Here is a 23529-nt window from a genome sequence, read left to right on the forward strand (position 1 = left end):
AATGAGTTTGACCCAGATCAATAATGTTCAGAAGAAAGTTTAATCGCCACGAGTCCCGCCGAGAGAGAGAGTCCGTAATCGGGTTTTGCGCGCCAGATAAACATGGGCAACCAGTAAGCCCGGTACGGCAATAGTAGAAAAATATTTAGCGCCACGGTCGCGACGCCGAAGACATATTCCACAACGCCCGGCTCCAACACGAAATTCCAATAGGCGATAACGAAGGTGATCGGCGCACAAGCCGCCATGGTCAACGGCATCGCGCGATTGAGAAGAACGAAAATGCCGATAACGATCTCGGCGAGCTTCACCCATGTCATGAAACCGCTGTGGATCAATGCAAGCGTAAATTCCTGCGTGAGCGGATTCTCGCCGATAGGCTGCAGATCATAGGGAAGAAAAAACTCAATCCCGGCGTATAAAAACCAGAGACCGAAAACAATCCGTCCTACATGATAGGCGATTTTCATTTCTGCATCCCTCCCCTTTAGCGCTCAAAAATGAGGCTTGCCTCTTTATTGAATGGTGACGCCGCCATCGGCGCTGACGAGTGCGCCAACCATGTAGCTCGCCTCTTCCGAAGCCAGAAACAGAACAATGTCGGCGATTTCTTCCGGTTCCGCTATACGGCCGATAGGCGCGGCGGCGCCAAGCTGTTCCTCCGCGCCTTCCATCGACAACGCTGGCGCCATCATTGGCGTACGGACAAAACCGGGGCAGACCGCATTCACCCGGATTTTCTGTTTGATGAGATCAAGCGCCGCCGCTTTCGTCAGCCCGGCGAGGCCATGTTTGCTGGCGACATAGGCCGCCATATTCGGCGCCGCGACCAGACTGGCGACCGAAGCGGTGTTGATGATTGCCCCGCCCGTTTTCATCGCCCTAGCTTCCGCTTTCATGCAGTAAAAATAACTATTCAGGTTCACGCCAATGACCTTGCGCCAGTCATCGCCGGAAAACTCAGAAAACGGAATGGAAATATCCGTTGGTATGCCGGCGTTGTTAAAGGCGATGTCAAGACCTCCAAAGATCTCAACGCTGCGCGCCACCATGGCTTCACACTGACTTTCGTCAGAAAGGTCGGCGACAAAACTCACGGCTTCGCCGCCATCAACCACGAGTTCCGCTGTGACCTGCTCCAGAAGCTCGCCGTTGACATCGCAAAGTAAAAGTTTTGCGCCTTCTTGCGCGAAACGCCTGGCCGCCGCGAGGCCAATCCCCCCGGCGGCGCCGGTTACGAGCACACTCTTTCCCTTGAAACGCATTAATGCGCTCGTAAATTCTGCGTCACTGCTGCGGCGACGGTGGTTGCGTTATGCGCCCTCATCCAGCGGCACGGAGTTGACGATATGCGGTTGCGTATATTCATAGAGCCCTTCAATGCCGAGCTCACCGCCCATGCCGGACTGCTTTGAACCACGGAACGGCAGATTTGCATCGATCGCGAGATGCTGATTCACCCAGACCGTGCCAGCGTCAATGCGCATGGCGACGTCGGTCGCGCGCGCAAGATCCTTGCCCCAGACGGTGCCGGCGAGACCATATTCGGAGTCATTCGCCCGCGCGATCACATCTTCAATGTCGGCATATTTCAGAACGGGAAGCACCGGACCGAACTGCTCTTCTTTCACGAGCTTTGCATCTTCCGGCAGGTCGCGAACGATTGTCGGCGGAATGAAAAAGCCTGGCCGGTCCATCGCCTCGCCGCCAGCGAGCACTTTCCCTTTTGCGCGCGCGTCCGCGAGAAACTCTTTTACTTTTTCGTACTGCATGCGGTTTTGAACAGGACCGATCTGCGCGCCCTGTTTTGTTCCTTCGTCGACGACAGCGTCATTCGCAAGCTTTGTCAGCTCCTCGCAGAACTCGTCATACATGGCTTCCGGCACATATGCGCGCTTGACGGCGACACAAATCTGGCCGGCATTGGTCATGGCGCCATCGAACACCTTCTTCGCAACGGCTTTGGGATTGACGTCATCCATCACAATCGCGGCGTCATTGCCGCCGAGCTCCAGCGTCACACGTTTCACCGTCTCCGCCGCGGATTGCATGACTTTTTTACCTGTTGCGGTCGATCCGGTGAACGCCACCTTTGCGATATCAGGATGGCTGGTCATCAACGGTCCAAGCTCATTCTCGTCGCAGACAATATTCAAAACACCCGCCGGCAGAATGTCCTTGGCAAGCTCACCAAACAGAAGAGAGGTCAGCGGCGTCGTCGGCGCAGGCTTCGCAACCATTGTGTTGCCGGTCACGAGACAAGGCCCGAGTTTATTCATCAGAAGGATCAGCGGAAAATTCCACGGCGTGATCGCCGCCACAACGCCGAGCGGCGTTCTGTGCTCAATCACTTTATTGCCGCCTTCGTCGCGGAGCGTGCGTTGCTCAAGCTTCATACCGGCGAACGCCCTGAGGGTGAAAACGCTCCCCATGACTTCATACATGGCCTGATCAACAGGCTTGCCTTGTTCCGACGTCAACAGCCGCGCAAATTCATCCGCACGCGCTTCAAGGGCGTCAGCAAGCTTGTTCACCAGCGCTGCACGCTCATCGAGCGATTTTTTGGACCAGCCTGGGAAGGCTTCCTTGGCGGCTTTCACCGCCTGCTCCAGTTGATCGACGTCAGCTTTCGGGCATTTGGCGAAAGCTTCCCCGGTCGCCGGGTTTACGACGTCAAAAGTCGACGCACCAGACGTCAATTTTCCGTCAATGAGCAGATGAAATTCGTGCGTCATGGAACCTCCCAGGGTGTTTATCGCCGGCGCCCTTGTGCGGCCGCGCTTGGACAGTGATAATAACGGCCGTTATAAAAGAGGCAATAGGACCGAATGAGAAGCGTCACATGCCCGAGAAGCGAACCGCCGCAGCGCCCCACCCTCTTCCGAAAGGGCATGGAGAGAACGCCTCGCCCCGGTTCGCTTACGTCAGCCAGATAGATAAAAAGCACAATGAACAAGACTAAAAATAACAGGTCACTGTCGCCTCAGGCAAGCGCGAACTCCGTCGATCCTTTCGAAGTGCTTCACCGCCTTTTGAAACTCGGAAACAGGCTGAATGCGCCTTTCTCGGAACATCTTGAAAAGCGCTTCCGCGTCACCATGAATGAATTTCGCGTGATCATGCTTATCGGCCGCCTTGGCTCGTCCGCCTCTCATGAACTCGCCGAAATTTCCGGCGTGAGTACCATGAGCGTCAGCCGCGCCGTCACATCGCTCGAACGCAAAGGCTGGATCACCTGCAGCATTGATGAAACCAACCGCAGAAGAAAAATCCTGCGCCTGACAAGCGAAGGCAGGCGATTGTACAAGCAAATGCTCCCCACGGCGGACAAAGTCGCGCAATATTTGTTCGACTCACTGCGTGAGGATGAATTTCTTGCTTTCGATCACTATGTCATGAGGCTTATCAAGAGCCTGGAAGCAAGCGATGAAAAAGGGCGCTCGATTTTTCTCGAAAAGACGCGCCCCGAGGCCTGACGAGAACAAACCCATTTTTTATTTTGCATTTTTAGCCTGCGCCGGACTGGCTTTTAGCCGTCCAGAGGATGACTTCACGCGCGTGGACCAGCCATCCACAAGCGCCTCAATGCTACGCATGGCTTCGTCTTCTACGCTCATGATACTGTTTAAAAATGGCGCATTGGAGCTTTGTTGAAAAGCCCCCCAGCCCGTCACCAACGCTTGCACCGAAGATTGCATGACCGTGGCTGTTTGTTTCTCAATTCCAAATTGCGCCAGCTTGTCTGCAATTTCATTCGCCAGACTGCGCAACCGTTCTTCATGCACGCCGCCGATAATGATAAGCTTGGCGGCGTCGCGAAGGCTTAGCTGCGCCTCCCATAGCGCGCGCCCATAGGCGCAAAGCCATTCCCGCCAGTCTGAACATTCCGGCATAGCGTCAAGACAAGATCGGAAGACTGTTTCCGACATCAGCGCATGAAGCGCCGCCTTGTCCTCCACATACCAGTAAAGAGACGGCGCCTTGACGCCGAGTCTTTCCGCAACTTTGCGCAAGCTAACCTGCTCCAACCCGACATCGTTGAGGACTGCGATCGCCGCATCGACGATGGCGGCGCGGCTCAGAGGCGTCTCGCTCATAAATCTTCCTTGACTCCGGCCCATCAGCGGTCAACTAATAGCAATCTTACAGTGTAAGTCTATAGGGAGGCATACAATGTATCCTTTTCAGGAGGGTAGTTTCGCCGTTCGCAACGGGTGGTATGTGGCTGCATTCTCAAATGAGGTCGGCCGCGAGCTTTTGCCCCGCACAATCCTCAATGAGCCTGTCGTCCTTTATAGAAAAGAAGACGGAGAGGCCGTCGCCGTCGGGGGACGATGTCCGCACCGGCACTTCCCACTCGGCGCCAGTTGCCTTGAAGGAGATTCAATTCGCTGCGGCTATCACGGAATCGCATTTGGGCCGAACGGCGACTGCATCGATATTCCCAGCCAGGAAACAGTTCGGCGGAACATTCGAATCCCATCCTATCCTCTCGTGGAGCACGGTCTATGGTTATGGATATGGATGGGTGACAGGGAAAAAGTGAACACCTCCCTGCTTCCTGACCTCAACGAGATTGGTTTAACTGTAGAAGGCATGATTGCGCGGCCGTTCTATGCACAGGAAGTCAATGGCCGCTACCAGCTTCTAAACGATAACCTTCTCGACCTAACCCATCTTGGCTATCTGCATTCGAGCAGCATCGGCACGCCGGAGAACGCATCAACGCCGGAAGAGATAACGACAAAGCCGGGATTTCTCTCAAGCCGTCGCTATATAAAGAACGCTGATGCGCCGCCGGTGATGGCGCATATGGGTCATAATGTCGACAAGATCGACCGTGTTGTAGGGATGGATTTCTACCTGCCGGGCTTTCATGCCGGTATTGGCGATCAATGCTATCCCGAAGATCATCCTGAAAAACCTGGAGAGGTGATTTCAAAGGCGCGCGTTTATCACGCCGTAACGCCGTCAACATATAAAAGCTGTCTCTACTTCTTCGCCATGGCCTCCCCTGACGAAAAAGGCCTCGACGGCATGTATGAATATCTGAAACCGGTGATTGAGGAAGACAAATTCGCGACCGAAGAGATTGAGAAGATGCTCGCACTCACTGGAGGTGTGCCGCAAGATCTCTTGATCAAAAGCGATCGCAACGCCGCAGAAGGCCGCCGGATGTTGCAGGAGATGATGGACGCCGAAGCCTGAGCCTTAAAAAAATATACCCTATGTTTTCTTGCCAGATATTGCTACCTTTTGGTAGTAATTGCACTACCACAACCATAATGGCAGGAAACAACGATGCCCGGATTCCCGAATACGCCGGACTTCACGGAACTCAACACCCCGGTGCGCCAGGAGCTCGACCTTCGCAACCTGCCCGTGGAAGGGACAATCCCGCCTGAGATCAGCGGGGTCTTTTTCCGCGCTGTTCCCGACCCGGCGCATGAGCCCATGCTTGAAGATGACACCGGCCTGTCCGCAGATGGGATGATCGCCCGCTTTTTGATCAATAGTGGCAATGTTGATTACGCCATTAAATATGTAGAAACGGCCCGCTATCTGGCGGAGCAAAAAGCCGGCAAGGCTCTGTTTGGGCGCTATCGCAATCCCTTCACGGATGACCCAAGCGTGGAAGGCGTCGATCGCACTGTCTCAAACACCACGCCTGTCTGGCACGCCGGCCGTCTCTTCATGACCAAGGAGGACGGCCGAGCGTATGAAATTAATCCGAAAACACTTGAGACGATTGGCTCATGGGATTTTCACGGCGCTTTGAAATCCCAAACAATGACGGCGCATGTGCGGATCGACCCGGAGACCGGCGAGATGTTTTTCTTCGGCTATGAGGCTGGCGGTCTGTGCACAGATGACCTCGCCTATTGCATCGCCGACAAGAATGGCGAGCTTGTTTACGAGCAATGGTTCAAACTTCCCTATTGCGGCATGATGCACGACTTCGCCATTACTAAGAAATACGCTATTTTTCCGCTCTTCCCGACGACCGCCGATCTTGAGCGCATGAAAGCAGGCGGTCCCCATTGGGCCCATGATCAGGATCTCGAATGTTGGATCGGAATCATGCCGCGTTATGGCGATGTGACATCGCTGCGCGCCTTCAAAGGCCCCAAAGGCGTTTCAGCATTTCATATTCTGAATGCGTTTGATGAAGACGACGACCGCGTGTGCCTCGATTTGCATACGGCGGAGACCAACATGTTCCCGTTCATGCGCGAAGCCGGCGGCGTCACAAAGCAGAACTGGGAAATCCCGGGCTCGACGCAACGCTGGACTTTTGATCTGTCAAAAGATGACGACGCATTCGAAATTATCGACATCGGACCGCCGGGCGATATGCCCCGCATCTCCGACGCCCTTCACGGACGCGCCTATGATCATGGCTGGTATCTCAGCATGAATCCCGAAGGGGGCCCTCCACTAATTGGCGGACCGGTCGGGACAGCATTCAACGCCCTGCTTCGGCTTGAACCCGAAACAGGGCGTCTCGACATGATGTCGCTGCCTTTTGAAAGCGCCATCAATGAGCCCGTGCATATTCCTGCCGATGACCCCGATCATGAGGGCTGGCTGCTCGCCGTCGTCGACCGAAAGACTGGCGACAATGAATACAAGTCAGAATTGTGGGTGATCGACGGCGGTAATATTTCCGCCGGACCGGTTGCAAAAGTCATCATGCCTTGCCGCATGCGGCCGCAGGTTCATGGCTGGTGGGTGCCGATGGCCACTTACAAGGATGCTGCCGCGGTATAGTTCGTCGATTTGGCTCAGCTACTTTCCGCGGCCTATTCATTATTCCGCGTAAGGTACTCGGCGATTAGCTCCAGCTCGGCGTCGCTAACCTCAACACGCGTCAGCGCGGGCATCGTGTTCAGTCCATGCCTGACGACCGTTGTGACATAGTCTTCTGTCAGGTCGGTGCGGTTCGCAAGCAACGCATCTTCTTCGCCAAGACGCCGCGCAAGCGTAATCGTGCCAGGGCCCAACTGAACGTGGCAATATTGGCAGCGCGCCAGAAAAACCGCTTCCGGATCGCCCGCGGCCGCATGTGCGAAAACGCCTTTCGCCTGCTTCGCCGCCGCCCCTTGCGAGGAAACTTTGGTCATGTCCGACGCATCATGCGCCGCCGCAGTTTCGGTTACTGCATCAGTGGCGATTTCTGTAGAGGCCTGCTCCTCAGCCTGCATCTCTTCCCGAGCTTCAGGTGCGGGCGTTGCCGCCTCTTCTTTATTTCCGCAATTCGCCAGCGCGAGCATCGAGGCGGCGGCTACAATAAAGCGGGCGGGGAAAGCGCTCTTGTTCATTACTTGCTCCCTTCGCGCAAACGCGCGGGCCAGACGCCATTCTTGCCGGGCGCTATCACACCATTCGGATCAAGCGCATCCTTAACTTTTTCATTAAGGCGCATCAACGCATGGTCGTTATAGTCATAGGTCTCGGCAACCGACTGCATGAAGTCGATATGGGTGCGATACTCGCCATAGCCTTCCTCGCGCGCATCCTTGATCATCTGTGTAAAGAGCGCGCGCGAGCGGCTCACCATATCCGCATCATCGCGATTATAAAGGATCATGTTGACGTTCGCGATATGGCGGTGACCAACCGTAAAGCTTGAATAATAATCAAGGCCCGCTTCTTCAAAGCGCCGCTTGCGCCTCATGAAAGCATCATAGGCGAGTTCACCTGACGGCGGCAGAATGGGTGAAAACCCGATATGGCCGCCGCGCCCACCCATCCAGTTGACGACGTTGAGCGGCAACACCATCGGCACGCCGACGGAAATGCTGAATGGTTCGCGCGGCTCGCCCTTTCGCCAATTGCGCCATTCGAGTTTTTTACCAAGCTTCGGCTCGAAGGCGGCGCTGACGATTTTCTGCTTCGCTTCAACAAGGCTGCCTTCACCAAAGATCGAAAGATGGAAGGTCCACCATCCGACATTGTAGGTTTGCTGAATTTTTTCTGCGACCTCATCGGGAATAGGCCCCTCGCCTTCATACCAGTCGGCGCGGGTCGTGAACGCGGAAGCATCATGCAGATAATTGCCGAAAACCACATTATGTTCGATAATTCCGCGCAGTCTCAGATCGGCGAGAATATCCATCGCCCATTTAATATCTTCCATCTCCGGAAGATTTACCTGGGCATGGGCCGTCAATTCCGGCTCCGGCATCATCCACACATTGGCTTTTGTGACGACGCCAAAATTGGATTGAACGAACATCTGGTCCCAACTCGGCCCGAAACTATAAGGGTAATGCGCCCAAGATTTATTTCCTTCCATGGCGCCCATCCCGGTGCGGACAATGTCGCCGGTAGGCGTCACGACTTCCAGACCGCAGAGCTTCGTTGTGTTGTCGCCGTATGGCGTATAGCCGATGCCGCGCTCCAGCGCGTTGCCAAGCACAGACCCCCAGCCATTCGCCGGAACCGACATCCACAGCGGAATGTTGTTGTTCGTTAGGTGCTCATGAAACTGATAAAAGCCCACGCCAGGCTCAAGCGTCGCATAGGCGTAGCGCTCATCAACGTCCAGAATCTGATTCATCCGGGTCATGTCGAGAACAGCGCTGCCGGCAAGCATCGGCGACGCCGCGCCATAGCCGAGGTTCTTGCCGCGCGCCACAGGCCAGAGCGGCAGCTTGTGTTCATTCGCAATGCGGACGATCGCCTGAACCTCTTCAACGCTTGTCGGCGCCAGCGCAGCTGATGCGGCATGATCAAGACCGTCGCCAAGCGCGTAAGGGTCGATATAAGTGTCGCGATCAAGCTCGGTGTCGAAAACCTTGTGTTCGCCAAGCGCGCGTTTCAACGCTGCAATGGCGCTGTCAAAACTCGTCGCATCCAGTCCCGGCGGAAGGATTCTCTCTGCCATTCCTTTGCTCCAGCTTACGACGCAATGCAGCGATGACCGCGCTTGACGCGTCTTTCTCTTGTTTCGTCCCTATTGCCATCATCATAACGATCGTTATAATTGATGCAACCGGGAATTCAGCGCAGGGCGCTTGTGCAATACGCCTTTCGCACAACAAAAACTCGCTGCGATAATCACAATATCCGTGCCTATGAATTGGGAGATCAAAATATGCTGAAAATGAAGCGGCGGGATATTCTTGTAGGGAGCGGCGCGGCAGCTACCGCGATTCTCGCGTCGGGTTCAGCAGACTCGCTCGACGGCGCCTCTACAAGCGCACCCGTTCTTACTGTTTATACAGATGATATTCCTTCAGCGCGCGACCTCGCCCTTAAGACTGTGCAAGGCGCAAACAGCATCGCTGCGCTCAAGGGTGATCTGGTGCAGCTCTGGAAAGAGCGCATTGGCAACCATCGGGGCGCCATCCAGGGTTACACAAGCTGGAGCGACTATATCCTCATGCGCGGTCTCGGCGAAGAACAGGGCTTGCGCCTGCGCGCCGAAGCGCAACTGCGCCATATCGGCAAAAAGCCTGTGTTCCGTTGGGTTATGGCCTGATGACGGCGATTCCGAATATTCCTTTAGACGGCAGTTCCGGCCCTCAATCGCCAAAGCTGGAATTCGTCTTTGAAATCGAAATCAACTTCGCCCGTTATGATTCCATTCCCGATATGCCGAGCGGCGCAGGGCGCGGTTTTGTTTATATCGACAGCGGAAAAATAACCGGCCCGAAACTCAATGGCGTTGTCCTGCCTGGCAGCGGCGGCGACTGGGCCCTGTTCCGGCCAGATGACGTGCTCTCCAGCGACGCCCGATATATGCTGGAAGCTGAAGACGGAACAAAAATCCTGATGCACAATCGCGGCTTCCTGTGGGGGCGCGAACCGGACACCCTTAAACGAATGCAAGATTGGATGTTTCGCGACGGACCCGAGGTTCCGTTTGAACAGTTCTATCTGCGCTCCTCCCCAACCTTCGAAACAGAAAAAGGCCCGCATGAGTGGCTGATGCGTCATATTTTTTTAGGCATCGGCCGACGGCGCAAAGACGGCAATACGATCCGATATTACGCCTTGCTTTGACCTCTGGACATTAGGGCTGCTCAGGACGGCACAATCGCGCAGCCAACGCTTTTGATTTTGCCGTTATGCAAGTGGTAATGAATATATTGCCGCATTTCCTGAACCTCGCCTTTCCTGATCGGAAAGAACGCGCCCATGCCGTTTGCTTCAAGCGTTGCGGCATCGAGGTCTTTTATCCCTTCCACCCGGATAATGCCTTCAACCGCGGCTAGTTCATCGCTTGATGCAAACTTTTCGATCCTGATCGTTTCCTTCACATAGGTATGCAGGAAACTATAGAAATCCGTCAGTTCCTTACGGGTCCGAATTTCAATACCGAAAAATGACAGTTCCGGATTCTCATCATAAAAATCAAACACACCATCATAATCGCGCGCATTAAACTTGCGCGCGTAGTCTTCATATTGCTCGCGGTTCACCTCTATTCCCTCCTGGACTTCTTTGCAGCGGCTATCTGACTGCAGCTTTGACGCCTTGAGAAAACGCTAACGATCGTTATAGTCTGTGACAAGACAATCGTTGCAAGCAATATGCAGGGCGGAGGCAAAATGGGAAAAATTGTCATTACCGGCGCGTCTGGGCAATATGGCCGGATGGCGACCGACAAACTTATAGCCAAAGGCGTCGCCCCGTCCGATCTCATCCTGATTACCCGCACGCCCGCAAAACTCGCCGAACGCGCCGCACAGAACTGCGACGTTCGTTATGGCGATTTTGACAAGCCGGAAACACTGGCCGGCGCCGTCAAGAGCGCAGAGAAAATGCTGTTGATTTCCGGCACTCGTGTTGGGGCGCGCATTCCGCAACATAAGGCTGCGATCGACGCCGCGGCCGATAACGGTGTGAAACACATTATCTACACCAGCTTTGTGAATGTCGAAGAAGACAACCCCGCTATTGTCACGCTTGACCATCGCGAAACAGAAAATCTCATCAAGGCAAGCGGTTGCGCCTGGACGTTTTTGCGTGACGCTCATTACGCTGACGCCATGATCCTGAACGCGGGTCCGGGTTTCATTGCTTCCGGGGTCTGGATGACAAGCTCCAATGGCGGCCGCGAAGCCATGGTTTGGCGGGAGGATTGCGTCAACAGCGCTGTTGCCGTGCTAACGCAGGATGGTCACGAAAATCAGGCCTACCCCATCACCGGTCCCGTTAGCGAAACCTTTGAAGAAGTCGCGGCCATGCTCAGCGAAATTTGCGGCAAAGAGATCAAACTCGTCGAAACCGACGATGACGGCATGTACGCGCATTTCGATGCGCTCGGCATCCCGCGCGAGCCAGTCGATGACCAGACGGTCGCCGGCATTCCCTGGAACAGCGATGACATGGTCAGTTTTGAGCGCGCATTGCGCGAGGGGTATCTCGACATCTGCACTGATCACGTTGAAAAACTGACAGGCCACAAGGCGCGCTCAGTGCGTGAACTGATCGAGGCGAATGCAGATTTTTTGAAACAAGTCGCGAAAGACAACGCCGCCTGATTTTTTACGACCCAAGCACAGAGACAATCCGTGAAAGAAAGCGACTATCACCAGTACGTAAAAGCCTTTAACGCACGCGATTACGCAACGCTGGAAACATTTTTCGCTGACGATTTCGCGCTTGAGAACGCCGGTTTCATCGTTAAGGGAAAGCCCGCTTTCCGCGCCTTTTACAAATTCTTTCACGAATATTGCCGCGAGACCGTGAGGTTCAAAGGCTTTTATAACGGCAATGAGGGCTTTGTCGCCAATGTCGTGATCAGTTTTGAAGGCCTGAAAGATTTAACGCCTGCTATATTGGAAGAAAAAGGCTATCCGGGCATGACGCCGGTGGCAAAAGACAGCAAGGTCGATCTCGAATTTCTCATTCTTTATGAATTGAACAGCGACGGCCTCGTCCAGCACATTAAGGGTGCGGTCTACTTTCTTGCTGAAAAACAAGCCTAACCCGCGCCGCCAATATCCGCTTTTTGTACGCGCCCGCTGAGCGCTGCAAACGCCATGCAGACCAAAACCGGTACGGCACACACAAGAAGATAGGACTGAGGCGCATAGTCCCGCGCCACAAGCGCGCCCCCGATTAAGGGCCCTGCGATAGCGCCAAGGCGCGCGACAGCAACCGCAAGCCCTATGGCTGATGAAAAGAGATAGGGCGGATAGAAGGAGGCGCTTAACGCCATGATGGCCAGATGCGCGCCGGATACGCCGCCGCCGATGACCAGCAACAGCAACGCCCATAACAACGCGCTGCCTGTCGCAGCGCCGGTTGCGTAAAAAGCGACGATGACCAGCGCATAGCCAATTGTAAACGCCGCAACGCGCCTTCCCCGGTCAATGAACCATGAAATGACGAGCCCGCCGACAAGGCCGCCGCCTTGGAAGAATGCGGTCAACTGGGACGACGCATCGAGCGAAAGCTTTGCTTGCGTCAAAAGATGCGGCAACCAACTGACGATCATGTAGAGAACAAACGCATTCACCGTATAGAGGCCCACAAACACCGTGGTCGCCAACAAATAGCGCGGGCTCAATGGCGCAAGGATCGATCCGCGCGCAACCGGAGCGGCGGCTTCAATTTCCGACGACGGCGCCGCCGCAGGCAGCGTCATGAACAACACACCCGCGAGGACGAAGATAAACGCCCCCGCCACATAAAATATCAAGGGCCACCCACCGACCGCCACCAGCATTGGCGTAATGAGGCCAGCAAGAATGCCGCCGATCGCGATCCCGGCGGAAATGAACGCCAGGGTCGTCGCCTTTTTCTCCGGCGGCGCCAGTTCGGCGGTATTCGCTGTGATGTTAGGCAGGCAGGCGCCGAGTGCGAGCCCGGTCAGAAACCGCCAGACCACAAATTCCGTGATCGATGAGGAAAACCCCGTGCCAATAGTCGCCGCGCCAATCAGCGCCAATGACAACACGATCAGCAACCGCCGTCCGTAACGATCCCCTAGCGGACCGATCAGGAGAGCCCCGACGCCAAGCCCCACAAGCACCGCCGACAAGGCGCCGCTGAGCGCACTCGGCTCAATCCCCATATCCTTGACAATATATGGCAAGGCTAGCGGCATTGCGGCCAGATCATAGCCGTCAATCATCATCACCATGAAAAACAATGGCAGTATCAATCGCGCCATAATTCGCCGCTCACCCTGCACACCAAATCTCCAGCCTTTTACACAGAACCATTATTACGGCGCCCGGTCACCGGATTCGGATAATGATAGGGCGGGATGAAAGCTTCAGGCCAGGCCTCATAGTTGTAAGTAGACGGCGCATCGGGTTCGAGCCCTTTAAAAGACCGTACAAGCTTGACGCCGCCCTTGTCCCAGCCGCGATCATATTCGGAATAAAACGTAATGAAGCCGTGCAGTTTGGCGATGCGCCAGATCCCATCGACCTTCACATATTCATTTTCATAAGTGGCCTCTCCCCAGCGCGCCTCAACGTCAAGGGTCGCGATCTGAATGAAGGTCCGCCAGCGCCCTTTCGCCGTTCCGGATTCTGCATTGATTGTGATGACCGGTTGCAGCTGCATATGGTTGAAAAGCACGCCGCGCTCATATTTCGGGAAGTTGTTCATATATTGCCGAACACGGTCCTGACCTTTGTAAACGCCGCGCCCCGCAATTTCGAGGGTCCCGTTTTCAGCGAACAGGTCGGCAGCGTCATCCCATTGGCCTTTGTCTACATAATAGCCGTAAGTCCGTTGCAGGTTGGAAATCGCTATATAGTCGTCAGCCGCACCTGCGCGCTTTTCCAGTTCGCTCATCTTGTTTTTAAGGCTTTCCACTTCGCGTTGCAGCGCGACAAGCATGTCTTCCTGGCTCACGTCGTTGACTCCCTTTGACTTATCAAAAGTCTGATTGAAACCTTCACCCCGAGCAAGCGCCAACTAAACTACCCTACCGAGAATACGAACCAACTTCAGAATTGAAGGCCTATAGAATCATTCAGAGCACCATATAGACCGGTTCCGGCGAGGCTTCTTCATGCTAGGAAAATGAGGCGTTTGACCGGGAGCGATGAAATGACCGATACGGAAGAACTGAATGCGCTGAGACAGGAACTGTCCGAGATGCGCAATGAAATCGGCGCCTTGCGGGACAAAAACGAGATTCGTGAGCTTCAATACAAATATGGCTACTATCTCGATAAATGCCTCTATGACGAGGTCGTGGATCTGTTTGCCGAGAACGGCGCAGCGACGTTTTTGAACGGCGTTTTTCGCGGCAAGGAAAGCATCCGGCGGCTTATGTGCGGATGGTATCGCGAACTCTTCACACAAGGCCATAACGGGCCGGTTTACGGCTTTTTTCTCGATCACCTTCTGCTTCAGGACATCATTACGGTGTCGCCCGACCGGCAAACCGCAAAGGGCCGGTTTCGCTGCCTGATGCTTGCCGGCACGCATGAGAGCCGCCCGCAAATTCCGGGCATGCCGCGCGCCTGCTGGGAAGCTGGAATATATGAACATAGCTATGTGCGCGAAAATGGCGTCTGGAAAATCGACGTCTATGACTATTCCCTTTTGTGGCAGGCGGATTACGCGCAGGGCTGGTCGGTTGGCGGCGCCCTGCTTCCACCGCTTGAGAAAACCTATCCGGAAGACCCAAACGGACCGGACGAATTACTTAAGGAAACACCGCGCGTCTGGCCTGAAACTCGCGTTGTGCCTTTTCATTATCCGCATCCGGTCACCGGCGAAGACTGGGCGGGCGATCCGGTTGGCAAGCGACCGGAGGGCATGAAAGATCGCTGACAAGCGGGCATTTAGTTAAGCTGCGCTGGCGTCGACCGATCTTTCTTCCTTGGCCAATCGCTCCACAAGTTTGTTAAACATCACCACACCGCGGTCATGCGCCGATGGGAGCACCCGCGGGGTTTCCGTCTTGTCCAGTATCGCCTGCTGCGCCTCGATCATGGTTTTGTCTTCGGCGAAGGCCTGTCCCGCAACGCCCATCAAGATGTCACGCAGGGCTTCATCGCCATGCTTCACATGCGGTCCCCAGGAAAAGAAGTATCGCGATGTTTTTTCCGTCATGGGCGTCACCGCCTGGCTGGTGAAGGTCACCCCTCTGATCGCGTCATCAAGGTCTTGGGGAGGGCCGTACTTGCATTCTTCCGCATAGCCTCGCTTAAAACTGCCGCTCCACATGAGCAACACGCCTGGGATCAAATAGTCGTAACTGCTCCAGGCATCGATAAGCTCATCATTGCTGCGCGCGGCAGGCCCGGCGGTGCCGGTAATCCATCTTGAAAACCGTACGCCTCTGTCTAGCGCAGCGATATTCGGCGCTGTTTTTGCAAAATCATCGCCTGCGCCGAAGCTGTTCGCATGAACATAAGTCAGGTGGCTAAAGTCGCACAAATTATCGCTGATCAGACGCGCCTCCGCCGCATAATCAAAGTGGCCGCGCCCAAGTATGTAATTGGGATCATCGAATCCCACCGCTGGCGGGATAAGCGCTTCGTCCGCTTTATCGGGATCGCCCATCCAGACCCAAATCCAGCTATGTTTTTCAGTAACCGGGTAGCTCTTCACCTTTGCACTGGCGGGAATAACGTCCTGACCCGGAATTTCTGAAACATGCCCGTCTCTTGAATAAAGAAAACCGTGATACATGCAGCGCAATTTGTCGCCTTCGCACCGACCCAGCGATAACGGCGCCAAACGGTGCACACAGCGATTTTCCAGCGCCGCGATGTCGCCTCGCTGGCTGCGCCAGATCACAACAGGTTCGCCAAGCAGATCGATCGCCAAGGGCTTTTCAACTTCAAGATCCTGCGTCCACGCAGCAACATACCAGGCGTTGCGAACATAGATCATGGCTTGCTCCTTCAAATCCACCCTTCTATAACATTGTTATAGATTTTTCAGGAACCGCATGTCAACACGCGCCAAAACTCAAAAAAAATCCGCCAGACCCGTTACCCGGGAGGCGGTTATCGAAGCTGCTTTTTCCGTCGTCGAAAGAGACGGGCTTGCCGGACTGAACATGCGCCGGCTGGCTGATGCGCTGAAAGTGCAGGCGCCGACAATCTATTGGCATGCCGGCGACAAGGCTGAAGTTATCCGGTTGATGGCGGCTCAAATTTACGACGAGGCTTATGCGGCCGTCCCTGATATGGATGACTGGCGCTTATGGCTTCGCCGTTTCGGGCATGCCTTTCGGGCCTCGCTTCTGAAGCACAGAGACTCCGCGCAGATTTGCGTTATGGCGCGCCCGCCTATCGACGATGTTGAAGACAATGCGGAAGCGATTTCGGCGCCGCTGGTCAATGCCGGTCTGGACCGCGCAACCGCTCTGTCCTGTCTGGCTTCGGTTTTATCCTTCACACTCGGCTGGGCCTGCTATCAGCAAAGCGACGCAATGCATGATTACCTTTTGAAACTGATCGATTTTGACGACAGTTTCGAAAAAGGCCTCAATGCGCTGATCAACGGCTTCTAAGCGTAAGTCCGCCAGCAAATGGCACCCCTTCGGCGCTGCGGCAATAATTATTGCAGCGCAATATAACGACGCTGAGCGCAAGGGTGCGCTGGCAATATTTCTCCGCATGCGCTGCCTCCGGTCGCAACGTTGCACAATCCCCACGCGGGTCAGATTTTTCGACAATCAGCGCTTTACCGCTGTGCAAGCCGACCTAAAACCATTAAATACCATTTGGTAGAAAACATAGACCGGGCCATTCACCCGGCGACGGATCAGAATTCGCAACCGCAAGGCGGGTGTAATTGTCCAGGGAGGGACGTGATGAGAAGCATTTCCAAAACCACAGCGTTATGGCTTACGGCGTCGGCCGCCGCGCTTGGCTCAACCGCCGCGAACGCACAGCAAGGCGCCTCAGGTCGCGATGAAATTATCGTTACGGCGCAAGGCCGCGAGCAAAGCCTTCAAGACGTGCCGGTCTCGGTCAGCGTTGTCTCCGGCGAACAGCTGGAAGATTTCAACATCACCAATCTCACCGATCTCGCGGCGCGATTGCCGAACGTCAATATCGCTGAAGCGCCCTCCTCGGCCCTCAACATTCGCGGCGTCGGGTCAGGCACCGGCAATTGGGGATTCCAGCAATCCGTGGGCACATTTGTTGACGGCATTTATCGCAGCCGCGCCCATTCAATCCGCGCAGCGCTTTTCGATGTCGATCGCATCGAGGTTCTCAAAGGACCGCAAACGACTTTCTTCGGCGCCAATTCAATCGCAGGCGCACTCAACATCACCACACGCGGCCCCAGTGATGAGCTCGAAGCCAATGGCAGCGCCCTCTATGGCTCCCATGGCGAATATAATACGGAGCTCGGCGTATCGGCACCGCTCACCGACACGCTTTCTTTCCGCCTCGCCGGACAAATCAGCGGTATGGATGGATATATCGAAACGCCAACCGGAGACGCGCCAAACCGTGACTCATGGCAAGTTCGGGGCTCCCTCCGCTTTGAACCAACTGACAGGCTGACCTCTCAACTGCGGGTCGATCATGGCTCATCAGACGCTATCGGCAATCTGGCGTTTCAGGTTGTGGGATGTCCGCCTCCGGCGCCCGCGGATATTGTCGGCGACGGCTGTGCTGACTTCCTCGCACAAAATGGCGGCGTCATTGATGACGAACTCGATTATCATTCCGATACGCCGCTCGATTACGCCTATTTCGATTTCACCGAAATCGCCTGGACCAACACGTTGGAAGTCTTCGACGGTCACCAGTTGATCCTGAGAACCGGTTATTACGATCACGACTCTCAACAACAATTCACCGGCATCCCCTACCCGATCACATCCGGACCTGCAGGCACCACAGACGGCCTGCCAGTCCGCACGCAAGAACTTTACGATCAATTCAGTCAGGAGATCCGGTTCCAGTCAGATGAAGGCGGCTTCATCGACTATATGGTCGGCGGCTACTACGCCAAGGACGAAATGAATTTCACAAACAATGTGGGCTTCTTCTTCGCTGATTTCGGTCTTTTGACCCAACTTGTCTCCTTTGGCGTCATTCCGACGTCGCCCTTGCCCGTCCCGGTGCTGACCAACCAGGCCCTTCCCGGCGACCATGTGTCTGCGGAACTGTCTAATGACGCAGAAAATGAAACCATCTCCGCCTTCGGCGCCGTCACGATACGCCCGATTGACCGTGTCCGGATTAACCTTGGGGCGCGCTGGAGCCGGATTGAGAAATTCGCGACGCGCGCGAGCACACGCGGCGTATCGGACAATCTGCGGCCGGGCACATATGTCGAGTATAATGAAGACACGCAGCTTCTTCTGAACTCGCTTCTTTTAGGTTCGGCCGAGGACTTTGGCGGCGGCTCCATGCCCGGGCGGCGCACGGACAAGGACTTCATGCCATCCGCCAGCATTCAGGTCGACGCGACCGACAATGTCATGGTGTATGCGAGTTACGCGCAAGGCTTCAAAGCTGGCGGCTACAGCACGGCGAACTTCCCCGTGACATTTGAGCCGGAATATGTGGACGCCTATGAAGCAGGCATTAAGGGATCATTCTTCAATGGCGATCTCGACGCCAATCTGGCCGTGTTCCTGAATGACTACCAGAATCTCCAGGAAAGCGTTGTTCAGACACTGCTCGTTGACATTGGCGGCGGCAACTTTGTCGGCACGACGAATTCGATCATCGACAACGTCGCATCATCGGAAGCAAAGGGCGTTGAATTCGATTTCGGCCTTCGCATCAATGATTACATCACCTTGAACGGCGCGGTCGCCTATCTCAAATCCGAATATGATGAGTATGTCGGCGCGCCCTGTAACGAGGTGCAACTCGCCACCCAGGCCGTTGACGCCATGGGAACGCCTCTTTTCACCGGCGGACCAATGCCGTCTCCGGTCACCGTCTGTGATCAGATGGGCGGCACGCAAGATCTTAGCGGCCAGCAGCGCGCTTTCGCACCCGAGTGGTCAGGCAATCTTTCCGCCCATGTGGAAATCCCGCTCGATAACGGGCTGAACTTCACGCTCGATCCGGTCGTCTATTTCAAGGATGATCATTTCCTTTCCGCCACCGCTGATCCAACAGCATCTCAGGACGCCTACGCCAAGGTCGACCTGCGTGTCGGTATTGCGGCGGCGGAAGGACGCTGGTCGCTGGCGCTGATCGGGCGCAACCTGACAAACGAAGTTACAGCCAGCTATGCGGCGCCAGTTACGGGCGCAACGGGCAGCCAGCGTTACATGGTGGAGCGCCCGCGCTCCTTCGCGGCTCAGCTCTCATTCAACTATTGAGCCTTTTGCAAAGTGAAGACTAAAAGCGGCGCCCTGTGCGCCGCTTTTTTTACACATGCAGCCCGCCAACTTGCTCTCGACTGGATAGCGCGGCGATAGTCCTCATGGCGGGAATAAAAACTGACCAGAAGTGAGCGGTCTCAAGAGAACGCTTCCTGATCATCGCGATACCCGCATTGAATATATTTGAAGAAAATGGCGCGAGTGACGAGACTTGAACTCGCGACCTCCGGCGTGACAGGCCGGCGCTCTAACCAACTGAGCTACACCCGCAAAGACTGGCCTCAAAGCCGGTCTGAGCGCGCGGTTTAAGATAGGGGACGGCGGGCGTCAAGCCGGAATCTGGCAAGAATCCAAAGGGAATACACGCCACCCCCGAAACGGGGCCAAAAAGGCTCAATCGTTAACGCAAGCTCCTCAAAAATTTGCACAATTTCCCGGAATCCGGTGAGATCGAAACTGTCCGCCTTGCCTTGCATAATGGCGGGGGTTTTCCCCAAGGACATTCTCACCTCCTCCGCCCACGGGGACAGATCGAAAAGGACCAAGACTTCCATGACCGGCGTTAAGGAATTTCTGGACGGGCCCCATGGCCGCCTCGCCTATCGCCAGCGCGCCGGGGAAGACGCCGGCCGGCCCGGCATCGTCTGGCTCGGCGGCTACCGCTCTGACATGCTGGGAACGAAGGCTGAGCATCTCGACCAGTGGGCCCAGGCGAATCGCCGCTCCTATCTGCGTTTCGATTATTCCGGTCACGGAGAATCCGAAGGCCGTTTCGAAGACGGTTCCATTGGCGACTGGGCGGCAGATGCGCTCGCCATAATCGATGCAAAAACGCAAGGATCGCAAATACTCATCGGCTCCTCTATGGGGGGATGGATCGCCGCGCTGACAGCGTTGAAACTCCCTGATAAGGCCGCCGCTATTATATTTATCGCCCCGGCGCCGGATTTCACGGAGAAGCTGATGTGGCCGTCTTTCACGGCCGCACAACAAGAAACCTTGATGCAGGACGGCAAGCTGGAATTGCCGTCAGACTATTCGGACGAGCCGGACCTTTACACCCGCAAGCTGATCGAAGACGGACGCAATCATCTGATCATGGACGGGCCTGTTGCGATCCGCTGCCCTGTGCGGATCCTTCAGGGCATGAAGGACGACGCCGTGCCTTACATACATGCGCTCCATTTCGCCGCCCTGCTTGAAAGCGACGATGTGGAGATCCTCCTGACCCCGGGAGGCGATCACCGCCTTTCGACCCCTCCCGATCTCGAGCGTCTCACCCGGACCCTCGATCGCCTGTAGCCTGAAGCCGTCTCCGCTTCGCCGCAAAATCGGCTCAACTCACCGCAGAATCCGCCGGAAACCCGCATGATTGCTTGCGACAACTGTCGCAAAGCGCTAGGCTGGCCACATATGTCGCAGGGGGCTGTTGCGGCCCCCTGACTTCGCAATGAATCAGGGCTGCCGCCAATGACCGATGTTAAGGGGACCGACCCCACCAAACCTGAACTCGCCATTTTGAAACTGCTGTGGCGATCGAAGGAAATGAACGCCCGCGAGATCCATCGAGAGATCGAAAGCGATTTCGGCTGGTCCTACTCCACCGTGCGTACCGTGCTCGAGCGTATGGCGGACAAAAAGCTGATTTCCAAAACACCGGTCGACGGCGTCAACATTTATGAGCCGCAAGTGGGTAAGGTCGCCATGCTCTCGCGCATGATCGCGGACTTTTCAAAACGGGTTCTCGAACTCGACACGACGCCGGCAACCGCTTTCTTCGCAGATTCAAAACTTCTCAGCGACGATGAACTCGCCGAACTCGAAGACGTTCTAAAAAAGACGGAGGCTGAATGATGGCCGCGTTAATTGAACCGTTTTTCTATTGCCTGCTTGCGTCGCTCATTTGGGCGCCGGCGGTCTTAATCATCGCATCAAGCCTGACTGGCAGTGAGAAGAACCCGCTGCATACAAACGCCCTCTCCAGAACAATATGGCCTGCGGCGCTGATTATCGCCGCATTGCCTGTGCTCCTGGCGCCCGTTGCTGCAGCCCTCGGCCTTTCCTTGCGGGCCCCCGCGCCTCTTCCGCCCATGATGGAAGCGGCAGGACCAGTCATGATCGCGACGGAACAACCCGTCATCGCCGCTTATGAAGCGCCGAGCAGTGTTTCTCTTGCTGATATCTTGCGGATGACGGCGGTGCTTTATTTCTACGGCTTCATCATGCTGTTTGCACTGGCCGCGGTGCGTCATATCTGGTTCTCCTATCGCCTCAACTATGCATACAAGCTGGATGAACCGCGCCTGGAAGCTGAGCTTGAGGCCTGGCGGACGCGAATTGGTGTCAAGCAGCGCCCGCGTTATGTCTTCTCGCATATCGTCTCCAGCGTTTGCGTCTACGGATTCTTCCGTCCCGTTATTGTTATGCCCATGAACCTTCTCGACCGGATTTCCATCGAGGATGCAGCGTTGATGGGCGCCCATGAAATGGCGCATATCAAACGCGGTGACGTAGCCCTGTTTGCGCTTTGCTCGGTTGCGAAAGCTGTGTTCTGGTTCAACCCGTTCATGCATCAAATATGCGCGCGTGCAAATCTGACCGCTGAACAGGGCGCTGATGCGCTGGTGTTGGCGCGCGGCGTCAACCGTCGGCAATATGCTCACTGTTTTGTGCAAGGATTGCGGCTTGCCGCCGATGCGCGTCACGGTTTTGCAGGCGAGCTCATTCCCTCTTTCACGCCCTTCGACAAACGCTCCCGGCGCCAGCGGCTCGATGCGATCCTGTCCGGCGCGCCTGAAGGCGGCGCCATGTCGCTGACCACCAAAATCGGTCTTGGCGCCAGCGCGGTTATGGCGGCCTGTCTGGCCGGCGCGCAAGCCGCCTTCGCTGTCGCTCCGCCTGCTATCGAAGAAGCTCTCCCGGTTCGCCCTGTTAAAGGCGATGTGACTCTGGGCTATGGTGAAAAGAGCAAGTTCTTGAGCGGGAACCGCCCAACCCATGAAGGCATCGACCTTAGGGCAGCGCGCGGCGAGCCTGTCTATGCTTCCGGCGCTGGCAAAGTGATCGCCGCCACGGACAATTATCAGGGGCATAAATCCTGGGGCAATGTTGTGGTGGTCGATCATGGTCACGGCCTTGTCACGCGTTACGCCCACCTCGATAGCTACGCCGTCGAAAGAGGCGATCGCGTGAAGGCCGGAGATGTCATCGGCGCGGTCGGGTCGACAGGCGTCGCCACTGGTCCTCATCTGCATTTCGAAGTGATCTCGGAAGGCGAGACCGTCGACCCGGCGCCGATCGCAGCGCCTGTTCCTGCGCCGTCGCAAAAAGCGCGCGCCACCATGACCCGCAAGGTGAAAATCGCTCCGTCCCCGACAGGGTTAGCCCCGATTGAACCGGCGGCGCCCGTCGCCAATGCATCCGCGTCTGCATCAGCTTCGTCTTCCTCATCAGCCGCCTCATCGAGAGACAGCAATAGTGAGGTCAATGAACACAAGCTGGAAAAGAAACTACAAAAACTCGAAGCAAAATTACGCCGGCAGTTCGATAGTTTCGAAGCATTTGACGGCCTCAAGGATATGACATTCGAGTTCGGGGATCTTGAGCTTGAAGGGTTCGACGGCGCGCAAGACTGGGCTGAGCTTTTTGAAAACAGCCGTGTAGAACTCGAAGGGCTTGCGAAATTTGCGATGGCGACGCCAGGCATGAAAGAACTCGCCGGCGAAGAGTACTTTACCGAGGAAGAGATCGAAGCGTTTCGCGAGGCTCAGGCCGACGCCATGGAAGCCGCCGCAGATGCGATGGAAAATGTGCAGGACCGCCTCAGAGAACAGCGCCAGGCGCGCAATGAGGCCTTGCGGGAAATGCGCGAAGCCGCCCGCGAACGGGCGCGTGAACAAAAAGAACATGAACGCGAGATGAAGCGAGAACGCAAACGCCATGAAGCTGAAATGGAGAGAATGCGTCGTGAAGCCGAACGTGACATCGCCGAAGCTGAAGATGAATGGGCCTCGGAATTCAGCGGCGTCATAAGCGAACGTGAACTGCTTGAGCAACGTGAACAGGCTTTGCGCAACGCAAAACAGAACCTTGAACTTGAGCTCGCGGAAATCGAACGCCGCCGTAAAGAGTTAAACAAGTCTGAATAAGATGAAAGAAATGACGCCTATCAGTTCTTGAGGCGTTGCAACACTCATCAGTTCGCCGCAACAGACAAGCGCCTTATCGAATAGCTAGTGCGCGGCGGTTTGAAAAAAGCGACACTCTAAATACACACGCGATTGCAG

General features: G+C 55.6%; 23 protein-coding genes and 1 tRNA gene. 13 read left to right on the top strand and 11 right to left on the bottom strand.

The window, feature by feature from the left end; genetic code table 11:
* Positions 1 to 17: 17 nt before the first annotated feature.
* Genes ACFOOP_RS18340 through ACFOOP_RS18350 form a run of 3 tightly spaced genes read right to left on the bottom strand, consistent with a single transcriptional unit; the run spans position 18 to position 2735 of the window.
* Complete coding sequence (locus ACFOOP_RS18340) at positions 18 to 470, bottom strand: DoxX family membrane protein (RefSeq protein ID WP_379882612.1); 453 nt, start codon at positions 468 to 470, stop codon at positions 18 to 20.
* Between the two features lie 45 nt (positions 471 to 515).
* Positions 516 to 1265: an SDR family NAD(P)-dependent oxidoreductase gene (locus ACFOOP_RS18345; RefSeq protein ID WP_379882613.1), complete on the bottom strand. Its 750-nt coding sequence runs from the start codon at positions 1263 to 1265 to the stop codon at positions 516 to 518.
* A gap of 48 nt (positions 1266 to 1313) precedes the next feature.
* Positions 1314 to 2735 (bottom strand): aldehyde dehydrogenase family protein, encoded by a 1422-nt coding sequence (locus ACFOOP_RS18350; protein ID WP_379882614.1) that lies wholly within the window; start codon positions 2733 to 2735, stop codon positions 1314 to 1316.
* Positions 2736 to 2948: 213 nt separating this feature from the next.
* Here ACFOOP_RS18350 and ACFOOP_RS18355 point away from each other — a divergent pair, with 213 nt between their 5' ends.
* Positions 2949 to 3476, top strand: coding sequence for a MarR family winged helix-turn-helix transcriptional regulator (locus ACFOOP_RS18355; protein ID WP_379882615.1), 528 nt, complete (start codon positions 2949 to 2951; stop codon positions 3474 to 3476).
* A gap of 18 nt (positions 3477 to 3494) precedes the next feature.
* Here ACFOOP_RS18355 and ACFOOP_RS18360 read toward each other — a convergent pair whose 3' ends face one another.
* Entirely contained in the window at positions 3495 to 4097 is a 603-nt protein-coding gene (locus tag ACFOOP_RS18360) for a TetR family transcriptional regulator (protein ID WP_379882616.1), read from the bottom strand.
* A 76-nt stretch (positions 4098 to 4173) separates the two neighbouring features.
* On the opposite strand from ACFOOP_RS18360, the gene ACFOOP_RS18365 reads away from it, so the two are divergent.
* On the top strand, positions 4174 to 5208 hold the full coding sequence (locus tag ACFOOP_RS18365) for a Rieske 2Fe-2S domain-containing protein (RefSeq protein WP_379882617.1): 1035 nt from the start codon (positions 4174 to 4176) through the stop codon (positions 5206 to 5208).
* Between the two features lie 93 nt (positions 5209 to 5301).
* The gene (gene nov2 / locus ACFOOP_RS18370) at positions 5302 to 6771 is read left to right on the top strand and encodes a lignostilbene-alpha,beta-dioxygenase NOV2 (RefSeq protein ID WP_379882618.1); all 1470 of its coding nucleotides are present in this window, start codon (positions 5302 to 5304) and stop codon (positions 6769 to 6771) included.
* A gap of 32 nt (positions 6772 to 6803) precedes the next feature.
* Here the strand turns inward: nov2 and ACFOOP_RS18375 are convergent, their stop codons facing one another.
* Both ACFOOP_RS18375 and ACFOOP_RS18380 read right to left on the bottom strand, forming a co-directional pair.
* Positions 6804 to 7322 (bottom strand): cytochrome c, encoded by a 519-nt coding sequence (locus ACFOOP_RS18375; protein ID WP_379882619.1) that lies wholly within the window; start codon positions 7320 to 7322, stop codon positions 6804 to 6806.
* Positions 7322 to 8890: an FAD-binding oxidoreductase gene (locus tag ACFOOP_RS18380; protein ID WP_379882620.1), complete on the bottom strand. Its 1569-nt coding sequence runs from the start codon at positions 8888 to 8890 to the stop codon at positions 7322 to 7324. The genes ACFOOP_RS18375 and ACFOOP_RS18380 overlap by 1 nt, the downstream gene beginning before the upstream one ends.
* A gap of 210 nt (positions 8891 to 9100) precedes the next feature.
* Here ACFOOP_RS18380 and ACFOOP_RS18385 point away from each other — a divergent pair, with 210 nt between their 5' ends.
* Together ACFOOP_RS18385 and ACFOOP_RS18390 are read left to right on the top strand one after the other, a co-directional pair.
* Positions 9101 to 9487, top strand: coding sequence for a hypothetical protein (locus ACFOOP_RS18385; RefSeq protein WP_379882621.1), 387 nt, complete (start codon positions 9101 to 9103; stop codon positions 9485 to 9487).
* The gene (locus ACFOOP_RS18390; protein ID WP_379882622.1) at positions 9487 to 10011 is read left to right on the top strand and encodes a DUF3237 domain-containing protein; all 525 of its coding nucleotides are present in this window, start codon (positions 9487 to 9489) and stop codon (positions 10009 to 10011) included. Before ACFOOP_RS18385 ends, ACFOOP_RS18390 begins: the two co-directional genes overlap by 1 nt.
* Before the next feature lie 20 nt (positions 10012 to 10031).
* Here the strand turns inward: ACFOOP_RS18390 and ACFOOP_RS18395 are convergent, their stop codons facing one another.
* Entirely contained in the window at positions 10032 to 10430 is a 399-nt protein-coding gene (locus tag ACFOOP_RS18395; RefSeq protein ID WP_379882623.1) for a nuclear transport factor 2 family protein, read from the bottom strand.
* Between the two features lie 129 nt (positions 10431 to 10559).
* On the opposite strand from ACFOOP_RS18395, the gene ACFOOP_RS18400 reads away from it, so the two are divergent.
* Together ACFOOP_RS18400 and ACFOOP_RS18405 are read left to right on the top strand one after the other, a co-directional pair.
* On the top strand, positions 10560 to 11495 hold the full coding sequence (locus ACFOOP_RS18400; protein WP_379882624.1) for an SDR family oxidoreductase: 936 nt from the start codon (positions 10560 to 10562) through the stop codon (positions 11493 to 11495).
* Positions 11496 to 11525: 30 nt separating this feature from the next.
* Positions 11526 to 11942, top strand: a complete 417-nt coding sequence (locus tag ACFOOP_RS18405; RefSeq protein WP_379882625.1) for a nuclear transport factor 2 family protein — start codon at positions 11526 to 11528, stop codon at positions 11940 to 11942.
* Here ACFOOP_RS18405 and ACFOOP_RS18410 read toward each other — a convergent pair.
* Positions 11939 to 13132 carry an MFS transporter gene (locus ACFOOP_RS18410; protein ID WP_379882626.1) on the bottom strand — a complete coding sequence of 398 codons (1194 nt, stop codon included), beginning with the start codon at positions 13130 to 13132 and terminating at the stop codon, positions 11939 to 11941. The two genes, ACFOOP_RS18405 and ACFOOP_RS18410, sit on opposite strands and share 4 nt — an antisense overlap.
* 38 nt (positions 13133 to 13170) lie before the next feature.
* Complete coding sequence (locus ACFOOP_RS18415; protein WP_379882627.1) at positions 13171 to 13827, bottom strand: nuclear transport factor 2 family protein; 657 nt, start codon at positions 13825 to 13827, stop codon at positions 13171 to 13173.
* Positions 13828 to 14025: 198 nt separating this feature from the next.
* Here ACFOOP_RS18415 and ACFOOP_RS18420 point away from each other — a divergent pair, with 198 nt between their 5' ends.
* A complete protein-coding gene (locus ACFOOP_RS18420) occupies positions 14026 to 14757 on the top strand; it encodes a nuclear transport factor 2 family protein (RefSeq protein WP_379882628.1) in 732 nt (243 codons plus the stop codon).
* Between the two features lie 15 nt (positions 14758 to 14772).
* Here the strand turns inward: ACFOOP_RS18420 and ACFOOP_RS18425 are convergent, their stop codons facing one another.
* The gene (locus ACFOOP_RS18425; protein WP_379882629.1) at positions 14773 to 15825 is read right to left on the bottom strand and encodes an aromatic ring-hydroxylating dioxygenase subunit alpha; all 1053 of its coding nucleotides are present in this window, start codon (positions 15823 to 15825) and stop codon (positions 14773 to 14775) included.
* A gap of 58 nt (positions 15826 to 15883) precedes the next feature.
* On the opposite strand from ACFOOP_RS18425, the gene ACFOOP_RS18430 reads away from it, so the two are divergent.
* Positions 15884 to 16450: a TetR/AcrR family transcriptional regulator C-terminal domain-containing protein gene (locus ACFOOP_RS18430; RefSeq protein WP_379882630.1), complete on the top strand. Its 567-nt coding sequence runs from the start codon at positions 15884 to 15886 to the stop codon at positions 16448 to 16450.
* 303 nt (positions 16451 to 16753) lie between these two features.
* Positions 16754 to 19240 (top strand): TonB-dependent receptor, encoded by a 2487-nt coding sequence (locus ACFOOP_RS18435; protein ID WP_379882631.1) that lies wholly within the window; start codon positions 16754 to 16756, stop codon positions 19238 to 19240.
* A gap of 196 nt (positions 19241 to 19436) precedes the next feature.
* Here the strand turns inward: ACFOOP_RS18435 and ACFOOP_RS18440 are convergent.
* Positions 19437 to 19513 (bottom strand) — tRNA-Asp (locus tag ACFOOP_RS18440).
* Between the two features lie 282 nt (positions 19514 to 19795).
* Here ACFOOP_RS18440 and ACFOOP_RS18445 point away from each other — a divergent pair.
* The 3 genes from ACFOOP_RS18445 to ACFOOP_RS18455 all read left to right on the top strand — a co-directional run bounded on the left by ACFOOP_RS18445 (position 19796) and on the right by ACFOOP_RS18455 (position 23391).
* Entirely contained in the window at positions 19796 to 20545 is a 750-nt protein-coding gene (locus ACFOOP_RS18445) for an alpha/beta hydrolase (RefSeq protein WP_379882632.1), read from the top strand.
* Positions 20546 to 20713: 168 nt separating this feature from the next.
* Positions 20714 to 21097, top strand: a complete 384-nt coding sequence (locus ACFOOP_RS18450) for a BlaI/MecI/CopY family transcriptional regulator (RefSeq protein ID WP_379882633.1) — start codon at positions 20714 to 20716, stop codon at positions 21095 to 21097.
* Positions 21094 to 23391 (top strand): peptidoglycan DD-metalloendopeptidase family protein, encoded by a 2298-nt coding sequence (locus ACFOOP_RS18455; protein WP_379882634.1) that lies wholly within the window; start codon positions 21094 to 21096, stop codon positions 23389 to 23391. Before ACFOOP_RS18450 ends, ACFOOP_RS18455 begins: the two co-directional genes overlap by 4 nt.
* Positions 23392 to 23529 lie beyond the last annotated feature (138 nt).

Source organism: Hyphococcus aureus (assembly GCF_042643165.1).
In the GTDB taxonomy this organism is placed as follows: Bacteria; Pseudomonadota; Alphaproteobacteria; order Caulobacterales; family Parvularculaceae; genus Hyphococcus; species Hyphococcus aureus.

Excerpts from the sequence above, each read along its gene's own strand:
- nov2 (WP_379882618.1), top strand. The coding sequence starts at position 5,302 with ATGCCCGGATTCCCGAATACGCCGGACTTCACGGAACTCAACACCCCG.
- ACFOOP_RS18380 (WP_379882620.1), bottom strand. The coding sequence starts at position 8,890 with ATGGCAGAGAGAATCCTTCCGCCGGGACTGGATGCGACGAGTTTTGAC.
- ACFOOP_RS18420 (WP_379882628.1), top strand. The coding sequence starts at position 14,026 with ATGACCGATACGGAAGAACTGAATGCGCTGAGACAGGAACTGTCCGAG.
- ACFOOP_RS18365 (WP_379882617.1), top strand. The coding sequence starts at position 4,174 with ATGTATCCTTTTCAGGAGGGTAGTTTCGCCGTTCGCAACGGGTGGTAT.
- ACFOOP_RS18450 (WP_379882633.1), top strand. The coding sequence starts at position 20,714 with ATGACCGATGTTAAGGGGACCGACCCCACCAAACCTGAACTCGCCATT.
- ACFOOP_RS18340 (WP_379882612.1), bottom strand. The coding sequence starts at position 470 with ATGAAAATCGCCTATCATGTAGGACGGATTGTTTTCGGTCTCTGGTTT.
- ACFOOP_RS18385 (WP_379882621.1), top strand. The coding sequence starts at position 9,101 with ATGCTGAAAATGAAGCGGCGGGATATTCTTGTAGGGAGCGGCGCGGCA.
- ACFOOP_RS18410 (WP_379882626.1), bottom strand. The coding sequence starts at position 13,132 with ATGGCGCGATTGATACTGCCATTGTTTTTCATGGTGATGATGATTGAC.
- ACFOOP_RS18345 (WP_379882613.1), bottom strand. The coding sequence starts at position 1,265 with ATGCGTTTCAAGGGAAAGAGTGTGCTCGTAACCGGCGCCGCCGGGGGG.
- ACFOOP_RS18425 (WP_379882629.1), bottom strand. The coding sequence starts at position 15,825 with ATGATCTATGTTCGCAACGCCTGGTATGTTGCTGCGTGGACGCAGGAT.
- ACFOOP_RS18455 (WP_379882634.1), top strand. The coding sequence starts at position 21,094 with ATGATGGCCGCGTTAATTGAACCGTTTTTCTATTGCCTGCTTGCGTCG.
- ACFOOP_RS18430 (WP_379882630.1), top strand. The coding sequence starts at position 15,884 with ATGTCAACACGCGCCAAAACTCAAAAAAAATCCGCCAGACCCGTTACC.
- ACFOOP_RS18435 (WP_379882631.1), top strand. The coding sequence starts at position 16,754 with ATGAGAAGCATTTCCAAAACCACAGCGTTATGGCTTACGGCGTCGGCC.
- ACFOOP_RS18390 (WP_379882622.1), top strand. The coding sequence starts at position 9,487 with ATGACGGCGATTCCGAATATTCCTTTAGACGGCAGTTCCGGCCCTCAA.
- ACFOOP_RS18375 (WP_379882619.1), bottom strand. The coding sequence starts at position 7,322 with ATGAACAAGAGCGCTTTCCCCGCCCGCTTTATTGTAGCCGCCGCCTCG.
- ACFOOP_RS18445 (WP_379882632.1), top strand. The coding sequence starts at position 19,796 with ATGACCGGCGTTAAGGAATTTCTGGACGGGCCCCATGGCCGCCTCGCC.
- ACFOOP_RS18360 (WP_379882616.1), bottom strand. The coding sequence starts at position 4,097 with ATGAGCGAGACGCCTCTGAGCCGCGCCGCCATCGTCGATGCGGCGATC.
- ACFOOP_RS18350 (WP_379882614.1), bottom strand. The coding sequence starts at position 2,735 with ATGACGCACGAATTTCATCTGCTCATTGACGGAAAATTGACGTCTGGT.
- ACFOOP_RS18355 (WP_379882615.1), top strand. The coding sequence starts at position 2,949 with ATGAACAAGACTAAAAATAACAGGTCACTGTCGCCTCAGGCAAGCGCG.
- ACFOOP_RS18400 (WP_379882624.1), top strand. The coding sequence starts at position 10,560 with ATGGGAAAAATTGTCATTACCGGCGCGTCTGGGCAATATGGCCGGATG.